Here is an 18,974-nt window from a genome sequence, read left to right as displayed (position 1 = left end):
TCATGCCGGTGATCCAGTCCCAGCTCGATCCCCACAGCCCGTCGTTCGCCGAGAACCGCGAAGCGATGCTGGCGGGCCTGCAACAGGTGCAGCAGTTGCAGCAAGACCTGCTGAACAAGGCGGCCGAGGCCAAGGCCAGGTTCGACCAGCGCGGCCAGTTACTGCCCCGTGAGCGCCTCAACCTGCTGCTGGACCCGGGCGCGCCCTTTCTTGAGCTGGCTAGCTTGGCCGGCTACAAGCTGCACGACGACAAGGACGGCAGCCAGGCCGGCGGCGGGCTGATCGCCGGCATCGGTTATGTATGCGGGGTGCGCATGCTGGTGGTGGCCAACAACAGTGCGATCAAGGGCGGCACCATTTCCCCCAGCGGCCTGAAGAAATCCCTGCGCCTGCAACAGATCGCCATGGAGAACAAGTTGCCGGTGGTGACCCTGGCGGAAAGCGGCGGCGCCAACCTCAACTACGCCGCGGAAATCTTCGTCGAAGGCGCGCGCAGCTTCGCCAATCAGGCACGAATGTCGGCCATGGGCCTGCCGCAGATCACCGTGGTCCACGGCTCGGCCACCGCCGGCGGCGCCTATCAGCCCGGGCTCTCGGATTACGTGGTGGTGGTGCGCGGCAAGGCCAAGCTATTTCTCGCCGGCCCGCCGCTGCTCAAGGCCGCCACCGGTGAAGTGGCCACCGATGAACAACTGGGGGGCGCCGAGATGCACGCCCAGGTCGCCGGCACCGCCGAGTACCTGGCGCAGAACGATGCCGACGGCATCCGCATCGTCCGCGAGATCGTCAGCCTGCTGCCGTGGAATGCCCAGTTGCCGGTGCAGCCGACGCGGACCTGGAACGAGCCGCTGTACCCCATCGACGAATTGCTCGGGCTGATTCCCGCTGACCCGAAAAAGCCCTACGACGCCCGGGAAATCGTCGCTCGCCTGGCGGACGGCTCGCAGTTCCTGGAGTTCAAGGGCGAGTTCGATGCCCAGACCCTGTGCGGCCACTTGCAGATCCAGGGCCGGGCCTGCGGCTTTATCGGCAACAACGGCCCGATCACGCCCCAGGGCGCGAGCAAGGCCGCGCAGTTCATCCAGCTGTGCGACCAGAGCCGCACGCCGCTGCTGTTCTTCCACAACACCACCGGGTTCATGGTGGGCACCGAGTCCGAACAGCAAGGGGTGATCAAGCACGGGGCGAAGATGATCCAGGCGGTGGCCAATGCCCGAGTGCCGAAACTGACCATCGTTGTCGGCGGTTCCTACGGTGCCGGCAACTACGCCATGTGCGGCCGCGGCCTGGACCCGCGCTTCATCTTCGCCTGGCCCAACAGCCGCACGGCGGTGATGGGCGGCGCCCAGGCCGGCAAGGTGCTGCGCATCGTCACCGAGGCCAAGCATGCGAAGAACGGCCAGGAAGCCGACCCGAAGATGCTCGACATGCTGGAGCAGGTCACCGCGCAGAAGCTCGACAGCCAGTCCACCGCCTTGTATGGCAGCGCCAACCTGTGGGACGACGGACTGATCGACCCCAGGGATACCCGCACGCTGCTGGGCTACCTGCTGGATATTTGCCACGAAGCGCAGGTGCGGGAATTGGCGCCCAATAGCTTCGGCGTGGCGCGGTTTTGACAGGACATTTCGCGGTCTGACCCACTTGAGGAGAACCCCATGATCTTCACCCAGGAACACGAAGAACTGCGGCGCACGGTGCGCCATTTTGTCGACCGCGAGATCAATCCCCATGTCGAGGAATGGGAGAAGGCCGGACGCTTTCCCATCCACGAGATCTTCCGCAAGGCTGGCGAGCTGGGGCTGCTGGGCATCTCCAAGCCGGAAAAATTCGGCGGCATGGGCCTGGACTACAGCTACTCCATCGTCGCCGCCGAGGAGTTCGGCACCATCCATTGCGGCGGCATTCCCATGTCCATCGGCGTGCAGACCGACATGTGCACCCCGGCCCTGGCGCGCTTCGGCTCCGATGAACTGCGCGAACAATTCCTGCGCCCGGCCATCAGCGGCGAACAGGTGGGCTGCATCGGCGTCTCCGAAGTCGGCGCCGGCTCCGATGTCGCCGGGCTCAAGACCCATGCGCGCAAGGACGGTGACGACTACGTGATCAACGGCAGCAAGATGTGGATCACCAACTCCCCCAGCGCCGACTTCATCTGTCTGTTGGCCAATACCTCGGACGACAAGCCCCATGTCAACAAGTCGCTGATCATGGTGCCGATGAACACTCCCGGCATCAGCCTCAGTTCGCACCTGGACAAGCTCGGCATGCGCAGCTCGGAAACCGCCCAGGTGTTCTTCGACAATGTGCGAGTGCCCCAGCGCAACCGCATCGGTCATGAGGGCGCGGGGTTCATGATGCAGATGCTGCAGTTTCAGGAGGAACGGCTGTTCGGCGCGGCGAACATGATCAAGGGCCTGGAATACTGCGTCGACAGCACCATCGAATACTGCAGGGAGCGCCGCACCTTCGGCAGCCCGCTGATCGACAACCAGGTGATCCACTTCCGCCTGGCCGAACTGTCCACCGAAATCGAATGCCTGCGGGCCCTGGTCTACCAGGCCACCGAGCAGTACGTGCGCGGCCAGGACGTGACCCGCCTGGCCTCCATGGCCAAGCTCAAGGCCGGGCGCTTGGGCCGCGAGGTCAGCGACAGCTGCCTGCAATACTGGGGCGGCATGGGCTTCATGTGGGACAACCCGGTGGCCCGGGCCTATCGCGACGTGCGCCTGGTGTCGATCGGCGGTGGTGCCGACGAGATCATGCTGGGGATCATCTGCAAACTCATGGGCATCCTGCCGGGGAAAAAGCAATGAGCCCGCTTCCGGCGTGCCAGACGCTGTTGCTGGAGTCGCGCAACGGCGTGCTGTTGATCCGCCTCAACCGTCCCGAAAGCCGCAACGCCATGAGCCTGCAAATGGTCGCCGAACTGCGCATGGTGATGGCGGCAGTGCGTGACCGGCGCAGCGTCCGCGCCCTGGTTCTGCGTGGCGCTGGCGAGCACTTCTGCGCCGGCGGCGACCTCAAGGACATGGCCGGCGCCCGAGCCCACGGCAGCGCCGCCTACCGGGAATTGAACCGGGCCTTCGGCGCCCTGCTGGAAGAGGCGCAGCAAATGCCCCAGGTGCTGATTTGCCTGTTGCAAGGAGCGGTGCTGGGAGGCGGCTTCGGCCTGGCCTGTGTCAGCGACATCGCCATTGCCGAGCAATCGGCGCAGTTCGGCATGCCGGAAACCAGCCTGGGCCTGCTGCCGGCACAGATTGCCCCGTTCGTGGTGCAGCGCATCGGCCTGACCCAGGCTCGGCGCCTGACCCTGACCGCCGCCCGCTTCGACGGTGCCGAGGCCCAGCGCCTGGGGCTGGTGCACTTTGTCGAGCCCGATGCCCAGGCTCTGCAGGCACGCCTTGAGCAGCAGCTGGCCCAGGTGCTGCGCTGCGCACCCGGGGCCAATGCGGCGACCAAGGCCCTGCTGCTGGCCAGTGTCGAACAGCCCCGGGGCCCGTTGCTGGACCAGGCCGCCAGCGACTTCGCCAACGCGGTCATGGGCGAAGAAGGGGTCGAGGGCACCCTGGCCTTCGTGCAAAAACGCCCACCGGCCTGGGCCAACTGAGCCCTGGCTGGAGCCGGCTTGCCGGCGAACGCCCCTCCACCGATTCCCGGGAGCCCGTATGCCCAATTTCAGCAAGATCCTGATCGCCAACCGCGGCGAAATCGCCTGCCGCATCCAGCGCACTGCCCAAGCCCTGGGCTATCGCACCGTGGCGGTGTACAGCGACGCCGACGCCGACGCGCTGCATGTGCACATGGCCGACGAAGCCCTGCACATCGGCCCATCGCCAGTGCAGCAGTCATACCTCAACAGCGAGGCGATCCTCGACGCTGCCCGTCGCAGTGGCGCCGACGCCATCCACCCGGGCTACGGCTTTCTCTCGGAAAACCACGAATTCGCCGCCGCCTGCACCGCCGCCGGCATCACCTTCATCGGCCCCAGCGCCGCTGCCATTGAGTTGATGGGCAGCAAGCGCCGTTCGAAAATCGCCATGCTCGAAGCCGGTGTGCCCTGTATCCAGGGCTATCAGGGCGAAGACCAGGCTGACGCGACCCTGCAGCGCGAGGCACAGCGCATCGGTTACCCGCTGATGATCAAGGCCAGCGCCGGCGGTGGCGGGCGCGGCATGCGTCTGGTGCAGGAGCACGAGGATCTGCTGGAACAGATCCGCACCGCGCGCTCGGAAGCCCTGCACGCCTTCGGCAGCGACGAGCTGATTCTGGAACAGGCGCTGATCGAGCCCCGGCACGTGGAAATGCAAGTGTTCGGCGATCACCACGGTCATCTGATCTACTTGGGAGAGCGGGACTGCTCGATCCAGCGCCGCCATCAGAAGGTCATCGAGGAATCACCCTGCCCGGTGATGACCGAGGAACTGCGTCGGGCCATGGGCGAGGCAGCGCTCAAGGCCGGGCGCGCGGTGAACTATGTCGGGGCCGGCACCGTGGAGTTCCTGCTGGACGCGGGAGGCCGGTTCTACTTCCTGGAAATGAACACCCGCTTGCAGGTCGAGCATCCGGTGACCGAGCTGGTGACCGGCCTGGATCTGGTGGCCCTGCAACTGCAAGTGGCCGCCGGCGAGCCGCTGCCCCTGAGCCAGGAGCAGGTGCAGCTCAAGGGACACGCCATCGAGGTGCGGCTGTACGCCGAGGACCCGGCGCAGAACTTCCTGCCGCAGACCGGCCAGGTCCTGCGCTGGGAGCCGGCGCCGGGGCTGCGCACCGACCATGGCTTGCAGGAAGGCCAGTGGATCAGCCCGTTCTACGACCCGATGCTGGGCAAGCTGATTGCCCACGGCGCCACCCGCGAGGAAGCCCGGCGCAAGCTCTTGCGCGGGGTCGAAGACTGCGTGCTGCTGGGGCTCGAGAGCAATCGCCGGCTGCTCGCCGGTCTGCTTCGGCATCCGGTATTTGCCAGCGGCCGATTCAGCACCGCCTTTATCGCCGAACACTTCGCGCAAGACCCAAGCCTGCAACCTCAGGAGCCCGGCGACAAGGATCTGGCGATCGCCGCAGCGCTGTTCTATCAGCACAGCGCCAGCCACCACGGCGTGGCCTTTCGCGCCTGGCGCAATCAGGCCGGCGCGCCCCTGCTCTATCGACTGGGCCTGGGTGAGCAGCAGTGGTCGCTGCAACTGAGCGCTTCGGCAACCGGCCGGTTGCAGGTGCGGCAGGCGGATGTGCTGCACGAGGTGAAAATCTGCGCCGCCGATGGCCGAAGGGCCAGCCTGGAGGTCAATGGCATCCGGCGCCACTACGCCTACCGTCTGCAGGACGGCGAGCTGTGGCTGGGCAGCGCCAGTGGCAGCCTGCACCTGCAGGACCTGAGCCTCGCGCCGGTACAGGGCCAGTCGGACACCCATGGCGGCACCGTCAAGGCCCCCATGGACGGGGCCATCGTCGATGTGCAAGTCACCGAGGGCATGCGCGTCAGCAAGGGCCAACTGCTGCTGGTGCTGGAGGCGATGAAGATGGAACACCCACTCAAGGCCGGGATCGATGGGGTGATCACCCGGCTTCAGGTCAACCTTGGTGATCAGGTGAAGAGCCGGCAGATCCTTCTGGAGGTGCAAGCGCCCGCTGGCGCCCCGGAAATGGAGCACTAGGCGGATGCTGCAGCTTTGGCTACGCTCAAGCCTCATCAGGATGTTGAAGGCTGGAATTTGCGATGCCCCACTGGCTGGTAATAGATTTGGAAGCCACGACGGATGAAGGGGGCTGGCCGGTGAGCGAGATGGAAATCATCGAAATCGGCGCCACCCTGGTCAACCGCCAAGGCCGCGAACAAGACCACTTCCAGCGTTTCGTCCGCCCCTTGCGACGCCCTCGGCTGACGCCGTTCTGTCGCGAACTGACCCATATCACCCAAGCCAACATCGACAGCGCCGCGCCCCTGAGCGAGGTCTGGACCCTGTTCGAGCGCTGGCTGGGCCAGCATCGGCCGCGCCTGGAGGGTTGGGCCAGCTGGGGCGACTACGACCGCAAGCAGTTGCAGCTGGAATGGCACAACCAGCAGTTGCACAGCCTGCTGAATGAAGTGCCGCACATGAACCTCAAGCAGCGCTTTGCCAAGGCCCGGCGCCTGGAACGTCCTCTGGGACTGAATGCCGCCCTGCAACTGGCCGGCATGCAGTTCAACGGCCAACAGCATCGGGCCCTGGAAGATGCGCGCAATACCGCGCGCCTGTTGCCCCTGATTCTTCCTTGATGGCGGCAGGTGACGGCCCTTGAGGCCTTGTGCATACTGGCCAGCCTTTTTGACCCTTTCTTGAGGAATCGCCCATGTTTAAAGTCAACGAGTACTTCGACGGCACCGTCAAGTCGATTGCCTTCGGCACGGCCGAAGGCCCAGCCACCATTGGCGTCATGGCCCCGGGCGAATACGAGTTCGGTACGGCGCAGCGGGAAATCATGCACGTGGTGTCCGGCGCGCTGACCGTGCGCCTGCCCGACAGTGCCGATTGGGAAACCTTCCCTGCCGGCAGCCAGTTCAACGTCCCGGCCAACAGCAAGTTCCAGCTGAAAGTCGCGGTGGACACCGCTTATCTGTGCGAGTACCGCGGCTGATCGACTCGCTGCGGCTTTATCACCGATAAAAAATGCCCGTCTGCGCAACAGACGGGCATTTTTCTTGGGGCCGGCGAAAGGTTATTCGAGCACCGTTACTGGCATCCCCACCTGCAGACGACCCGGGCCGTCGTTGACCAGGTTCTGCCCGAACATCGCCCCATCGGCCTGGGCCCGGTACTTCTGCAAGGTCGCCAGGGGTTCGCGGTCGGCGCTGCGCTCGCCGGTCTGGGGGTCGATGGTGGTCAGGATGCAGCGCGAGCACGGCTTGACCACGCGAAACTCAAGGTCGCCAATCCGTATGCGCCGCCATTGGTCCTCGGCATAGGCCTGGCTGCCCTCGATCACCAGATTGGGGCGAAAACGCAGCATCTCCAGTGGCCGCCCGACCCGGCTGGACAGATCTTCAAGGGACGCCTGGCCAATCAGCAGCAGCGGGAAGCCATCGGCAAACGCCACTTGATCATCGTCCCTGCCGTAGCCGGCGGCGGTGCTCCGCGCTCGTTCCAGCGGTACCTGCACCAGGCGGGTAGGCTTGCCGACGAACTCACTGACCCAGGCAGCCGCCTCATCCCCGGCATCGGGAACCCGCAGGCTGTCCTGCCAGATGGTCACTCCACGCAAGGCCGCCGCGGCGTCCGGCAAGGGCACTTCGAGGCTGGAAAACCCGGTGGCACTGAGGGTCAGGCCACCCTGCTGGTTGTACAGGGCCGAGAGTTGACTCATGCGCGCCACCGCACGCTGGGTGAGAAAACGCCCGCTGGCTTCATCCACCAGCATCCAGCGGCGATCCCCTTGCAGCCCGAGCTTGTCCAGGCCGATCTGTTGCAGGGTTTCGCCCCGGGCGGATTTCAACGGGTATCGATAAAGCGCGCTAAGACGCATGTCCAGCTCCCTGTGTGAGCAAAAAAGCTCACCCTATACCAGCGCTCGGAGCAAACAAAGGCACAGGGAGAGCGGCTGTCGGCGCAGGCCCGGACTCAGGCGCTGACTTCGTCCAGCATCAGGCGCTGACGGACCACGTCCACCAGCTTGTCCGGCTGGAACTTGGAAAGGAAGTTGTCGCAACCAACCTTCTTGACCATGGATTCGTTGAAACTGCCGGACAAGGAAGTGTGCAGCACCACATACAGCCCACGCAGACGCGGGTCGTTGCGAATCTCGGTGGTCAGGCGGTAACCGTCCATTTCCGGCATTTCCGCATCGGTGAACACCATCAGCAGTTTGTCGGTCATCTCGACCCCGGTATCGGCCCAGGCCTTGAGCATGTTCAGGGCCTTGAGGCCGTCACTGGCGATATGCATCTTCACCCCGAGCTGGCCGAGGGTATCGCGCAGTTGGGAGAGGGCCACATTGGAGTCGTCCACCAACAGCACTTCGCGACCGCGAGCGCGCTCCAGCACCGGATCTTCGAGCTTGTCCCGGGAAACCTTGGCATTGTAGGGGACGATTTCGGCCAGGACCTTCTCGACGTCGATGATCTCCACCAGTTGTTCGTCGACCTTGCTGATGGCCGTCAGATAGTGCTGGCGCCCGGCGCTGGTGGGCGGCGGCATGATGGCTTCCCAGTTCATGTTGACGATGCGATCCACACCGCCCACCAGGAACGCCTGCACCGAGCGGTTGTACTCGGTGACGATGATGGTGCTGTTGGGCCCCGGAACCAGCGGGCGCATACCGATGGCCTGAGACAGGTCGATCACCGGCAGGGTCTGGCCCCGCAGGTTGACCACACCGCAGACAAACGGATGACGCTGGGGCATGAGGGTCAGCTTGGGCAGTTGCAGGACTTCCTGAACCTTGAAGACGTTGATGGCGAACAACTGCCGACCGGCCAGGCGGAACATGAGGATTTCCAGGCGATTCTCACCCACCAGCTGCGTGCGTTGATCTACCGTGTCGAGAATGCCGGCCATTGATGACTCCTGGGCTTGTTCTGATGAATTCACTAAAGACAGATATCGGCGGGCTGCGCCGTATCTTGACCCACATGCAAATTGCCATATGAAAGCCATTGATGTCACATTAACATCATGCTTTACTGAGGCCGTCAATTCAGCGACACCTGTCTCCGACGGCGCGACCTTATTCTCGGCGTGGAGTTCCTTCGCCTAAGGGTTTCCCCTAGCAACAATCAGGACCATCCTGATATTCGCGATATCCAATAGCCATTAATGTGACGCCATTCTCATTGCATGAACGGAGTCAGGCTTTTGTTTGTGACCGCAGAAAGGTGGCCCAGCACCCTTTCAAGCCTAAACACCCTTGCTCATCACGCCCCAGCGCCCATGCGCCGCATGGCTGTGGCCGGTATTTGGGCAGCGTTCGAAAACGATGAGAATAGTCTCTCGCTTGCGGCTGCAACCCCGGAAATAAAATCAGAATTATCCTATATACAATTTGAAAAAGCGCACCATACCTTAACCCCCTTCAGCCAGAGCCCTATCCCCTCATCGGACACGAAGTCATGGAGATAAGCATGCTAAAGGACAGCCACGAATGCGCGCCCCCCCTGCCTGAGTTCCTGCTCGAAGCCCAGGCCCTGCTGGCGAAATCGGAAGATTGCCTGAGCCATCTGAACCTGATCAGAAACGACGAAGAGGCAATCAACTGCCTGCTCGCCAGCCTGCAGTCCCTGGCCCAGATCGCAGCGCGCCACGCCATCAGTCCGCTGGCCGAGTTCGCCTTGCACATCCACGGCGTGCTCGAACGCACCGCGCACCCGGTGGACCTCAACGACCCGATCCTCGATGCCTTGAGGAGCTGCCTGACCCTGATGGCCTGGCAACTGGAACTGGTCGATCCGCACAATGGCCAACTCAATCTGGATGACAGCGAACAGCTCATGCTGATCGGCGAGCTTACCCAACAAGTGACACAGAACTGCACCTGCGCCTACCCGTCCTGCAGCCATTGAAAGTGCACTTGCGCCAACCGGTGGCCGATAAAGCCGCTATCTTCGATCGCCAACACAGAATATCGATACAACATAAGGCCCAAGGACAAGTAATGAGTCGTTATTGAATATTTCATACTCAACAACGACAGCATCGTTGCAAAAAAACCAACTAGCACCGGCCGGACTTACAGTTCCAATCCATATTTGCACGCGCAAATTCAACGAAAAGTCCTATTGGCACTTGGCCCTCCAAAACCCGCAGAGTACCTGGCACAAACGTGCCTGAGCCCGATATTCCTGACTTTTAAGACATATATACCTGCGCGCATAAACGCGACCAACGGTATGTTCGGTGGTATTATGCGGCGGATAAACGGACCCAGATAATGGCACTTTGATTCCAATGTCGACAGTCACTACGCGGCTTCTGCAAGAGCAACACACTGCATTGATCGAAGCCGGCAATTCAAATAATACTGTTTCTCAAACAAGCCTCGTCATCCATACCTGACCGGGCACTTCGCAGCGAACATTCATTGGCTCCATCCGCTATGTACGCCAGCCTCAAGTCATTCTTCTCTTGGCCTCCCTCCCGTGATCACCTGCGTTGGTTCAGCCTGTTGCTGTGCTCCGGCTCAAGCCTGGGCAATGTGCTGATCTACAGCCTGGGCCGCCCCGTGCCCCTGCCCCTGCTTTTAGTCAATATCGCGGCGCTGGCCTGCATCTGGATGCACTACGGTTCTTCGCGAAAGTCCATCCGATTCCAGCCTCAGGAACTGGCCGAGCGCCTGCTCAAGGTCAAGGAAAATGAACGCCACCGCCTGAGCCGGGAGCTGCACGACGACATTGGCCAACTGCTGACCGCGGCCAAGTTGCAGACTGACTGGCTCAAGCGCCGCCTGCCGGAAGACTTGCAGCAACCCTGCACCGTGCTCGCCACCACCCTGGAAGAGACTCTGGCCAAGGTTCGCGACGTGTCCGCCATTCTCAACCCCCGGCAACTGACCAGCCTGGGCCTGGAAGCCAGTCTGCGCGCCCATCTGCTCAAGACCCTGGAAAACACTTCGGTGCACTGGAGCCTGGAATGCCGCCAGCGCCTGACGGGAATTCCCGAGGAGATGGCGGTGGCGGCGTTTCGCATCACCCAGGAAGCCGTGACCAACATGCTGCGTCATGCCCGGGCCAAGAATCTGCTGGTGCGCCTGCAGCGCTTGCCCGAAGGCCTCTCGCTGTTCATCAGCGACGACGGCCAGGGATTCGCCCCAGCCAGCGATCCGGGGGCCCAGGGCCAGCGCGGCATGGCCGGGATGCAGGAACGAATCAGCCAACTGGGCGGCCTGCTGAAAGTCACCAGCGAAGCCGACCAAGGCACCCAGATCGAAGCACTCTTTCCCTGGGCCCCCCGCACTCTGGAACGGGCCAGCACGAATAAGGTTTCCCATTGACCTGTAATTTACTCTTGGTGGATGACCACTCGCTCATCCGGGCTGGCGTGCGAGCCCTGGTCATGGACATTCCCGGATACGCGGTGATCGGCGAGGCCGACGACGGCGCGCACCTGCTGGAAATGGTCGAGCAGTTGCGCCCGGACATCATCCTGCTGGACCTGTCGATGAAGCGCATCGGCGGCCTCGACGCCTTGCGCCGGCTCAAGGCGCTGCACCCGCAAAGCAAGGTCCTGATCCTCTCGATGCACACCGATCCGGCCCTGATCATGCAGGCCCTGGAGTCCGGCGCCCATGGCTACCTGCTCAAGGACACCACCGCCACCGAGCTGGAACATGCCTTGGAAGCCCTGCGCAACAACGAACGCTACCTGAGCCCGGCCATCGCCCACACAGTGATCACCCAGGCCCTGACCCGGGCCCAGAAACACACGCCGCAGCCGGTGGACAATCACAACCTGACCGCCCGCCAACTGGAAATCCTGCGGCTGATCGTGCGCGGCAAGTCCACCCGGGAGATAGCCCTGGGCCTGGGTCTGAGCATCAAGACCGTGGAAACCCACCGTTCGCAGATCATGAAACGCCTGCAGATCTTCGATGTCGCCGGCCTGGTGCTGTTCGCCGTGCGCGAACAGATCATCAGCCTCGACGACTGACCTAAGGCGTACCGCCGAGCAACGGCGAGTCCGCCGGCAAGTGCACCTGCAAGGCCGCCGGACGTGCGCTGAAGCGCAAGGTGTCGCCCTGCAGCGGCTCGCCATCGAGATTGATGTCCAGCCCCCGCGAAGCCTTGATCTCGACCCAGGGCAGACGCGCGCGAACAAACATGTTGTCGATCCCCAGGCCGCCGGCCAGCAGGTTCTTCAACGTGCCCACCAGTTCCTGCGGGGCCGGCAGGATGCTGATATCCAGCAAACCGTCATCCGCCAGGGCACCCGGACACAGCTCATGCCCGCCCCCCGCCTGACGGCCATTGCCGATGCCCAGGGCCAGGAGTTCGCCACGCCAGTGGAAATCCGGCCCCTGCAACTCGCCATAGGCCGCGCTCAACTCGGCAAAGCGCGACAGCCCGGTAAACAGATAAGCAGCGCCGCCGAGGACTTTCTTCAGGTCTTCCGAGGTGTTGGCGGTCACCTGACTGCCGAAGCCGCCGGTGGCCATGTTGAGGAATATCTGCCCGCCCACCTCCCCCAAATCGACCGCCCGAGGAGCAACCTCCAGCAGTTCCAGGGCAGCGGCTGGCTCCAGTGGCACCCCGGCGGCGCGGGCGAAGTCATTGGCCGTGCCCAGTGGCAACAGCACCAGGCTGGCCGGATTCGGCGCGTTGGCCAGGGCCTCGGCGATGTCACGCAAAGTGCCATCACCGCCCCCGGCAATCAGCCGCGTGTGGCCGGCGGCCAGCCCTTCATTTACCAGGCGCCGGGCATCCCCCGCCTCCCAGGTCAGCCGCACCGACAACGCCCAGCCCTCGGCCCGCTTGGCCTCGACCGCCGCGCGGACCTCTTCGTTGAGGGCTTGTTTGCCGTGCAGTATCAGCAATGCCTTGCGCTCACTCATCAGCCATGACTCCGGTTATTGAATCCTTGAAGGATGTTGACCCTGGGCAAGGCGAAAAAAGTCTGTCCCGTCGATTAATTTTTACCGGCGGCGGATCTGTCAGGGCGGCCCGTCTCTGATCAGGATGAGTCTGCTGCCGCCCCCTCAGCACCTGCAGCCGCTTGCCCCTGGCTGGCGCAACCGATGGCTGAGCGACCTCAACCGACAGCCCGGAAAAATCACCCAACCTGGCGAAATCCCTTCGCGCCACAGCGAAAACTGCTCAATCCGCTTTGATCTGTGCATCCACTGGCGCACCATGGCGCCCATCATCATGTCCCGCGAGACCTACTGAGTGAGCACTCTCATTCCCTGCATCATTGCTGGCGGCGCCGGCGCCCGCCTGTGGCCGGTATCCCGCGAGGCCACGCCCAAACCCTTCATGCGCCTGCCCGACGGCGACAGCCTGCTGCAGAAAACCTTCGCCCGCGCTGCCGCCCTCAAGGACGTCGAGCGGCTGCTGACGGTGACCAACCGTGAAGTGTTCTTCCGCACCCTGGACGACTACCGTCCGCTGAACCAGACCCGGATCGAGCTGGACTTCATCCTCGAACCCTTTGGCCGCAACACCGCGCCGGCCATCGCTGCTGCGGCGCTGCACGTCAGTCAACGCTATGGTGCTGACGCACAACTGCTGATACTGCCTGCCGACCACCTGATCAAGGATGTCGCGGCATTTGTCGCCGCGGTGGACAACGCCCGGCCTCTGGCCGAACAAGGCAGGCTGGTAACCTTCGGCCTGGTGCCCACCCATGCGGAAACCGGCTTCGGCTATATCGAGAAAGGTCAGGCTCTGAACGACCACAGCTTCCAGGTCAGGCGCTTTATCGAGAAACCCGATGCCGCCACGGCCCAGCGCTACGTCGAGGGTGGCCAGCATCTGTGGAATGGCGGAATGTTCTGCATGCGCGCCGACGTGATACTTCAGGAGCTGCGGGAGTTCGTGCCGCAAGTGCTCAGCGCCGTCGAGCACTGCCTGGAGCGCAGCTACCGCAAGGAAGGCCCGCACGAGTTGCAAGTGGAACTGGAGAGCGACAGCTTCGCCCAGGCGCCGGACATCTCCATCGACTACGCGGTGATGGAACGCTCGAAGAAAGTCGCCGTGGTGCCCTGCCAGCTCGGCTGGAGCGATATCGGCTCCTGGCAGGCGGTGCGCGAGCTGATCCCGGCGGACGAACAGGGCAACCAGTGCACCGGTGAAACCGTGCTGCACGAGGTCAGCAATTGCTACATCGATTCGCGCCAGCGCCTGGTAGGCGCCGTCGGCCTGGACAACCTGATCATCGTCGACACCCCGGACGCGCTGCTGATCGCCGATGGCAAGCGCAGCCAGGACGTCAAACTGATCGCCCAGGAGCTCAAGCGCCTGGGCCACGATGCCTACCGGCTGCACCGCACCGTGAACCGCCCCTGGGGCGCCTACACCGTGCTCGAGGAAGGGCCGCGCTTCAAGATCAAGCGCATCGAGGTCAAGCCCGGCGCCTCACTGTCCCTGCAGATGCATCACCACCGCAGCGAGCACTGGATCGTGGTCAGCGGCATGGCCCGGGTGATCAACGGAGAAGACGAACTGCTGCTCGACACCAATGAATCGACCTTTATCAAACCCGGGCGCCCCCACCAGTTGAGCAATCCCGGAGTCATCGATCTGGTCATGATTGAAGTACAAAGCGGCGAATACCTGGGCGAAGACGACATCGTGCGCTTCAACGACCTGTATGGCCGGGCCCCGATCACCCCTGGCACCCGCTGAAATAGCGTCGAGCCCATGAGTCCGGCCCGCCAGCCCTGAGGACCGGAAAAAAGGTGCAGGATTTAAAGTAAATTTTCTGACCGCAGAATGAGAATTGCCTGAATTGACCCTGTCGAGCCAATCAGTGACTGTGCATGCCAGGCACTGATGCCTCATACAGGGAAGTGAATCGTCATGAACGACAAAGGGTTTTATCCACGAGGGCATTCACCCCTCACCCGCATCAAGGACAGCTCCTGGCTGACGGGACACCCGTCACCGGAGTTCGAGCTGCCACTCTCGTGCGAGGCGCAAGCGCATCACTCCAGGCTGCTGTCGATACTCAAGGGCGTGGGCTGGCTGACGCTGGCCGCCTCGATACTGGCGGGGCTGGTGAGCTGGGGTTTGCACAGCCGTTTCGGCCTGCTGCTGTTGCTCCTGCTGCGCTGAACCACGAGGCGCGGGCCCGACACCGAAGCGGCCCCGCGCTCGATCAATCCAGCACCTCGCTCAACGGGATGAAGCTGACCCAATCGCCCTCTTCCAGGGTCCGACCTTCCAGCACTTCCACCAGCCCTTCCGCCCAAGCCGCGCTGCGCAACACCCCCGAGCTCTGGTTGCGATAGATGATCGCTCGCCCGTTCTCCAGGCGGCCGCGCAGGTACTCGCGACGATTGCCCGGCTGGGGCCAGACAAAACCACCAGGCACCTGGAAGCGCATTGGCTGCACCTGCTGCACGCCCTGGCGTCGGAGCAAATAGGGCCTCGCCAGCAGGGCGAAGGTCACCAGAGTGGAAGCCGGGTTGCCCGGCAGACCAATCACCGGCACACCGCGAAAATGGCCGACGGTCAGGGGCTTGCCGGGTTTGATCGCCAGCTTCCACAGCGTCAGTTCGCCGGCTTCCCGCAGGGCCATACCGAGAAAGTCCGCCTCCCCCACCGACACCCCGCCGGTGGAGAGGATCAGATCGACCTCGCCCAACTCCGCCAGGCGCTGGCGGGTCGCAGGCAGATCATCGGGCAGGATGCCCGCGTCCAGCACTTCGCAGCCCAGGCGCTGCAACCAGCTGCACAGCAGTACCCGGTTGCTGTTGTAGATCTGCCCGGGCCCCAGGGCCTGGCCCGGCTCCACCAACTCGTCACCGGTGGACAGCACCGCCACCCGGACCCGCCGCACCACGGCCAGTTCGGCACATCCCAGGGAAGCCGCGAGCCCCTGCTCGATCGGCCCCAGCCGTGTCCCGGCCGCCAGCACCTGCTCGCCCACCGTGGTTTCCTGCCCCTGGGGACGGATGTTCTGGCCGACCTTCAAGGATTGAGTGAACAGCACCCGCTGATCGTCCTGAACCTGGGCGTTTTCCTGCATTTCAACGCAATCCGCGCCGGCCGGCACCGGCGCGCCGGTAAAGATCCGCGCGCAGGTTCCCGGTTGCAACGGTTCGGGGGACTGTCCGGCGAAGATCCGCTGGCTGACCGGCAAGGGCTCGCCCTTCCAGTCCTCCAGGCGCAAGGCGTAGCCGTCCATGGCGCTGTTGGGCCAGGGCGGCAGGTCCAGGCTGGAGATCAGTGCCTCGGCCAGCACCCGGCCCTGAGTAGCCGCCAGGGGCAATTGTTCACGCTCGACAATCGGCGCCGCCGCGGCCATGGCCAGCAAACGCTCCAGCGCCTCCTCAACCGGCATCAAGGCGCCGAGCTTGCCCGGCTTACCCACGGGATTCACAAGCCGCCACCTGTTTCAGATGGGTAACGAAATTGCACGGCCGGTGGCGTGAATCCAGCTGCTCGGCGAGGATTCCATCCCAGCCGGTGCGCACTGCATTGGTGGAGCCCGGCAGGCAGCACACCAGGGTGCCGTTGGCCAGCCCGGCCAGCGCGCGGGACTGCACGGTGGAAGTACCGATGTCGGCCACCGAGATCTGCCGGAACAGTTCACCGAAACCGTCGACCTGCTTGTCCAGCAGACAGGCCACCGCTTCAGGAGTGCTGTCGCGACCGGTAAAGCCGGTACCGCCGGTGATCAGCACCACCTGCACTTGTTCGTCGGCGATCCAGGTGGCGACCTGGGCGCGGATCTTGTACAGATCGTCCTTGAGCAACACCCGTGCGGCCAGACGATGACCTGCGGCGCCCAGACGCTCGACGAAGACCTGTCCGGAGGTGTCGGTTTCCAGGGTGCGGGTATCACTGACGGTCAACACCGCAATGTTCAGGGGAACAAAAGGTACATCAGCCTTGGCTTTCATAGGCTCGATCCTGAGGTGAGAGAAACAGCCCGGTGTTATATCACAGCGCTCCGACCCACCGCCCCTGGCGTCCGGCAATCCCCCTGGGGACTGTGCGGGCCGCCAGGGCCAGGCATGCGCCTACGAGACCAGGCACGCAACACAAATCAAGATAACTCGCTTAACGCCTACGATCTGTCTGGCAACGTGGCAGAATGCACCCGACCAAGGAACTTGCAGACGCTCCATACGTCTGAAGACCAGCACTCAAAAGTACTCATTTCGGAGACACACAATGACTCATCGGACCCTCGCCACTTTCATGCTCGCACTGGGCCTGGCTACGCTCGCTGGTTGCGCTTCGCCATCAGTGATCACCTTGAATGACGGTCGCGAAATCCAGGCCGTCGACACCCCCAAATACGACAAGGACTCGGGTTTCTACGAGTTCGAGCAGTTGGACGGCAAGCGCACCCGAATCAACAAGGATCAGGTCCGTACCGTCAAGGAGCTGTAAGCCCAACGGCTATCGATCTGCATGCAATGAAACCCGCCTGGTGCGGGTTTTATTGTTTCTGCGAAACGGTTTTCACCACTGCAGGCGGATGCGGCTTTCGAACTCGCGCTCCTGTCCGGTCAGCGGATCGATGAAACGCAGCCCCTGGGCCAACAGCTTGAGCGGCCTGGCATGATCGTCCTCGGCATCCTTGAGCACCTCGGGGTAGAAAGGGTCGTTGCAGATCGCAGCCCCCAGTGCGCTCATGTGCACGCGCAACTGATGCTTCTTGCCGGTCACCGGGTACAGCGCGTAACGCCACAGGTCGCCGTGCTTTTCCCTGACCTCGATGGCGGTTTCGGTGTTGCTTGCCCCCGCGCCTTCCTGCATGCGGAAGAACGGCTCGCCGTCCACCAGGCGGCTTTTGTGCACCAGGGGAAAGCTCAGGTGCGGCAAGGCGCCGGCGATGGCCTCGTAGCGTTTCTCGATCTGCCGGGTCGGGAACAGCGCCTGATAGGCCGAACGACTGCCGGGATCGGCGGAAAACAGCACCAGCCCGGCGGTGTGTCGGTCGATACGGTGCAAGGGCACCAGGTGCGGGTTGTCCAGGCGCCGGATCAGACGGCGCAGCAGGGTCTGCTCGACATACTCCCCCGACGGTGTGACCGGGAGGAAATGCGGTTTGTCCGCCACCACCAGATGCTCGTCGGCATAGAGGATGCTCTCCTGCACCGGGATTACCTTCTCGTCCGGCACCTCGCGAAAATAATGAATCCGCAGGCCTTCGCGATAGGCCAGATCCACACTGATGGGCTGGCCATGCCCGTCCAGCACCCGACCACGGGCGATGCGATCCAGCCATTGCTCGCGGCTGATGGCCTTGAAGTGATCGCACAGGCAGTCCAGCACCGTCGGCCAGGAGCCGGGGGGCAGGTACAAGGTGCTGGCTTGATGCTGTGCAGCAGAAAAACTCGCGGAGGACATGACAAAGCTCGAGGGTTCAATGCGAGGCGGCATTATCCAACAGCAGCCCCCAGGAAACCTAGGATCAGTTTGCCGGCCTCAAGCGCAGGAATGCTGGGCCTGCGCGGCAGCCTCGGTGAACTCCTTGAGCCAGCGCAACACATCCACCGCCTCCCAGCGGCCCGGATCATAGAGGGCGTACAGCAGCCCCTGGTAGCCCACCACATCCAGTTGCCGATGGTAACCGGCACGCTGGAACAGGGCCTCGATCTCGGCAAAGCAGGTGTTGAAATGCAACTTGTTGAAGGGCGTCTTGCCTTCGGTGACCAGTCCATCCAGGCGCAGCTCTAGCACCGCCTCCCGAACCACATCGGCAGACATGCCGTTCACGCTGTTTTTCAGTTGTTCGACATTGACCATCATGTATTCCTTTAACGATTCGAAGCGTGCGCCACATCCATCAGGGCTGCTTGCGCCCCACATAACTGACCACCCACAGCACCACGCCCCAGATCTCGATCGAGTCCGGGTCATCCAGCGCCATGGAGGGAATTGAAGGCCGCGCCGCCTTGAGCAACAGGCCGCCACGAGGATCGGGCGCCAGCAAGCGCAGGGAGTATTCAGCCGCGCCCCGGGGCCTGACCACCAGGTACTGATCCACCACCGGAGTGGCCGAGCGATCGACGATCAGCCGATCTCCGGGATAGATGCCGAACCCCAGCAGGTTGTCGTCATCCACCAGCAGGCCATGGATCTGCGGAGCTCCCAGCCCCAGGGTCCGATCCAGGGAAAAACCGTTGCCGATGGGCTCACTGGCCGGGGAGGCACAGTCGCCGTCACCCTGCTCCAGGAAACGGGCTGGCAAGGGCTGCGAGCGTTCGGAACCGGTCAGGAAAGTGAGAGACATGGCGAGACTCCTCGATAACTGTATATGCATACAGTAACCGAATCGACGGATATCGCCAACGAATTCCGGGGACGGGCGACAGGCGGAAGTCGCACCCCG

Annotated in this window: 21 protein-coding genes; 13 read left to right on the top strand and 8 right to left on the bottom strand. The window is 63.3% G+C overall.

Going from position 1 to position 18,974, the window contains the following annotated elements; all coding sequences use genetic code 11:
- Window positions 1-2 precede the first annotated feature (2 nt).
- From atuC to ppnP, 6 genes are all read left to right on the top strand, one after another.
- Window positions 3-1,619, top strand: a complete 1,617-nt coding sequence (gene atuC / locus BLV47_RS08940) for a geranyl-CoA carboxylase subunit beta (RefSeq protein ID WP_092312288.1) — start codon at window positions 3-5, stop codon at window positions 1,617-1,619.
- Window positions 1,620-1,658: 39 nt separating this feature from the next.
- On the top strand, window positions 1,659-2,816 hold the full coding sequence (gene atuD / locus BLV47_RS08935) for a citronellyl-CoA dehydrogenase (protein ID WP_092312285.1): 1,158 nt from the start codon (window positions 1,659-1,661) through the stop codon (window positions 2,814-2,816).
- The gene (locus BLV47_RS08930) at window positions 2,813-3,610 is read left to right on the top strand and encodes an enoyl-CoA hydratase/isomerase family protein (protein ID WP_092312282.1); all 798 of its coding nucleotides are present in this window, start codon (window positions 2,813-2,815) and stop codon (window positions 3,608-3,610) included. Before atuD ends, BLV47_RS08930 begins: the two co-directional genes overlap by 4 nt.
- A gap of 58 nt (window positions 3,611-3,668) precedes the next feature.
- Window positions 3,669-5,654: an acetyl/propionyl/methylcrotonyl-CoA carboxylase subunit alpha gene (locus BLV47_RS08925; RefSeq protein WP_092312279.1), complete on the top strand. Its 1,986-nt coding sequence runs from the start codon at window positions 3,669-3,671 to the stop codon at window positions 5,652-5,654.
- Window positions 5,655-5,716: 62 nt separating this feature from the next.
- Window positions 5,717-6,256: a 3'-5' exonuclease gene (locus BLV47_RS08920; RefSeq protein ID WP_092312276.1), complete on the top strand. Its 540-nt coding sequence runs from the start codon at window positions 5,717-5,719 to the stop codon at window positions 6,254-6,256.
- 74 nt (window positions 6,257-6,330) lie between these two features.
- Window positions 6,331-6,615, top strand: a complete 285-nt coding sequence (ppnP, locus tag BLV47_RS08915) for a pyrimidine/purine nucleoside phosphorylase (RefSeq protein ID WP_011062476.1) — start codon at window positions 6,331-6,333, stop codon at window positions 6,613-6,615.
- An 81-nt stretch (window positions 6,616-6,696) separates the two neighbouring features.
- Here the strand turns inward: ppnP and BLV47_RS08910 are convergent, their stop codons facing one another.
- Window positions 6,697-7,500 carry an MOSC domain-containing protein gene (locus BLV47_RS08910; protein ID WP_092312273.1) on the bottom strand — a complete coding sequence of 268 codons (804 nt, stop codon included), beginning with the start codon at window positions 7,498-7,500 and terminating at the stop codon, window positions 6,697-6,699.
- Window positions 7,501-7,595: 95 nt separating this feature from the next.
- Complete coding sequence (locus tag BLV47_RS08905; RefSeq protein ID WP_060840378.1) at window positions 7,596-8,531, bottom strand: chemotaxis protein CheV; 936 nt, start codon at window positions 8,529-8,531, stop codon at window positions 7,596-7,598.
- A gap of 563 nt (window positions 8,532-9,094) precedes the next feature.
- On the opposite strand from BLV47_RS08905, the gene BLV47_RS08900 reads away from it, so the two are divergent.
- The 3 genes from BLV47_RS08900 to BLV47_RS08890 all read left to right on the top strand — a co-directional run bounded on the left by BLV47_RS08900 (window position 9,095) and on the right by BLV47_RS08890 (window position 11,615).
- Window positions 9,095-9,532 (top strand): hypothetical protein, encoded by a 438-nt coding sequence (locus tag BLV47_RS08900; RefSeq protein WP_092312270.1) that lies wholly within the window; start codon window positions 9,095-9,097, stop codon window positions 9,530-9,532.
- 533 nt (window positions 9,533-10,065) lie between these two features.
- Window positions 10,066-10,959 (top strand): sensor histidine kinase, encoded by an 894-nt coding sequence (locus BLV47_RS08895; protein ID WP_092312267.1) that lies wholly within the window; start codon window positions 10,066-10,068, stop codon window positions 10,957-10,959.
- Window positions 10,956-11,615: a response regulator transcription factor gene (locus tag BLV47_RS08890; protein ID WP_092312263.1), complete on the top strand. Its 660-nt coding sequence runs from the start codon at window positions 10,956-10,958 to the stop codon at window positions 11,613-11,615. Before BLV47_RS08895 ends, BLV47_RS08890 begins: the two co-directional genes overlap by 4 nt.
- Window position 11,616: 1 nt before the next feature.
- Here the strand turns inward: BLV47_RS08890 and yegS are convergent, their stop codons facing one another.
- Window positions 11,617-12,516 (bottom strand): lipid kinase YegS, encoded by a 900-nt coding sequence (gene yegS, locus BLV47_RS08885; RefSeq protein ID WP_092312260.1) that lies wholly within the window; start codon window positions 12,514-12,516, stop codon window positions 11,617-11,619.
- 124 nt (window positions 12,517-12,640) lie between these two features.
- Between yegS and BLV47_RS36110 the strand changes: the two genes are divergently transcribed.
- From BLV47_RS36110 to BLV47_RS08870, 3 genes are all read left to right on the top strand, one after another.
- On the top strand, window positions 12,641-12,850 hold the full coding sequence (locus tag BLV47_RS36110) for a hypothetical protein (protein ID WP_092312257.1): 210 nt from the start codon (window positions 12,641-12,643) through the stop codon (window positions 12,848-12,850).
- Window positions 12,851-14,308: a mannose-1-phosphate guanylyltransferase/mannose-6-phosphate isomerase gene (locus BLV47_RS08875; RefSeq protein ID WP_092312254.1), complete on the top strand. Its 1,458-nt coding sequence runs from the start codon at window positions 12,851-12,853 to the stop codon at window positions 14,306-14,308.
- 174 nt (window positions 14,309-14,482) lie between these two features.
- Window positions 14,483-14,737 carry a hypothetical protein gene (locus tag BLV47_RS08870; protein WP_092312251.1) on the top strand — a complete coding sequence of 85 codons (255 nt, stop codon included), beginning with the start codon at window positions 14,483-14,485 and terminating at the stop codon, window positions 14,735-14,737.
- A gap of 43 nt (window positions 14,738-14,780) precedes the next feature.
- On the opposite strand, the gene BLV47_RS08865 is transcribed toward BLV47_RS08870, so the two are convergent.
- Complete coding sequence (locus BLV47_RS08865; protein WP_167365688.1) at window positions 14,781-15,968, bottom strand: molybdopterin molybdotransferase MoeA; 1,188 nt, start codon at window positions 15,966-15,968, stop codon at window positions 14,781-14,783.
- A 22-nt stretch (window positions 15,969-15,990) separates the two neighbouring features.
- Window positions 15,991-16,530 carry a molybdenum cofactor biosynthesis protein B gene (gene moaB / locus BLV47_RS08860; RefSeq protein WP_092312245.1) on the bottom strand — a complete coding sequence of 180 codons (540 nt, stop codon included), beginning with the start codon at window positions 16,528-16,530 and terminating at the stop codon, window positions 15,991-15,993.
- A 274-nt stretch (window positions 16,531-16,804) separates the two neighbouring features.
- Between moaB and BLV47_RS08855 the strand changes: the two genes are divergently transcribed.
- The gene (locus BLV47_RS08855) at window positions 16,805-17,026 is read left to right on the top strand and encodes a YgdI/YgdR family lipoprotein (protein WP_016964711.1); all 222 of its coding nucleotides are present in this window, start codon (window positions 16,805-16,807) and stop codon (window positions 17,024-17,026) included.
- 72 nt (window positions 17,027-17,098) lie between these two features.
- Here the strand turns inward: BLV47_RS08855 and BLV47_RS08850 are convergent, their stop codons facing one another.
- From BLV47_RS08850 to BLV47_RS08840, 3 genes are all read right to left on the bottom strand, one after another.
- Complete coding sequence (locus BLV47_RS08850; protein WP_092312242.1) at window positions 17,099-17,989, bottom strand: pseudouridine synthase; 891 nt, start codon at window positions 17,987-17,989, stop codon at window positions 17,099-17,101.
- Between the two features lie 78 nt (window positions 17,990-18,067).
- Window positions 18,068-18,388, bottom strand: coding sequence for a transcriptional regulator (locus BLV47_RS08845; RefSeq protein WP_092312239.1), 321 nt, complete (start codon window positions 18,386-18,388; stop codon window positions 18,068-18,070).
- Between the two features lie 40 nt (window positions 18,389-18,428).
- Window positions 18,429-18,875, bottom strand: coding sequence for a S24 family peptidase (locus tag BLV47_RS08840; protein WP_092312236.1), 447 nt, complete (start codon window positions 18,873-18,875; stop codon window positions 18,429-18,431).
- Window positions 18,876-18,974: the final 99 nt, after the last annotated feature.

This window comes from Pseudomonas saponiphila, assembly GCF_900105185.1.
Taxonomy (GTDB): Bacteria; Pseudomonadota; Gammaproteobacteria; order Pseudomonadales; family Pseudomonadaceae; genus Aquipseudomonas; species Aquipseudomonas saponiphila.
Note: the sequence above shows the minus strand (reverse complement) of the source record. Positions and strands in the feature narration are given on the sequence as shown.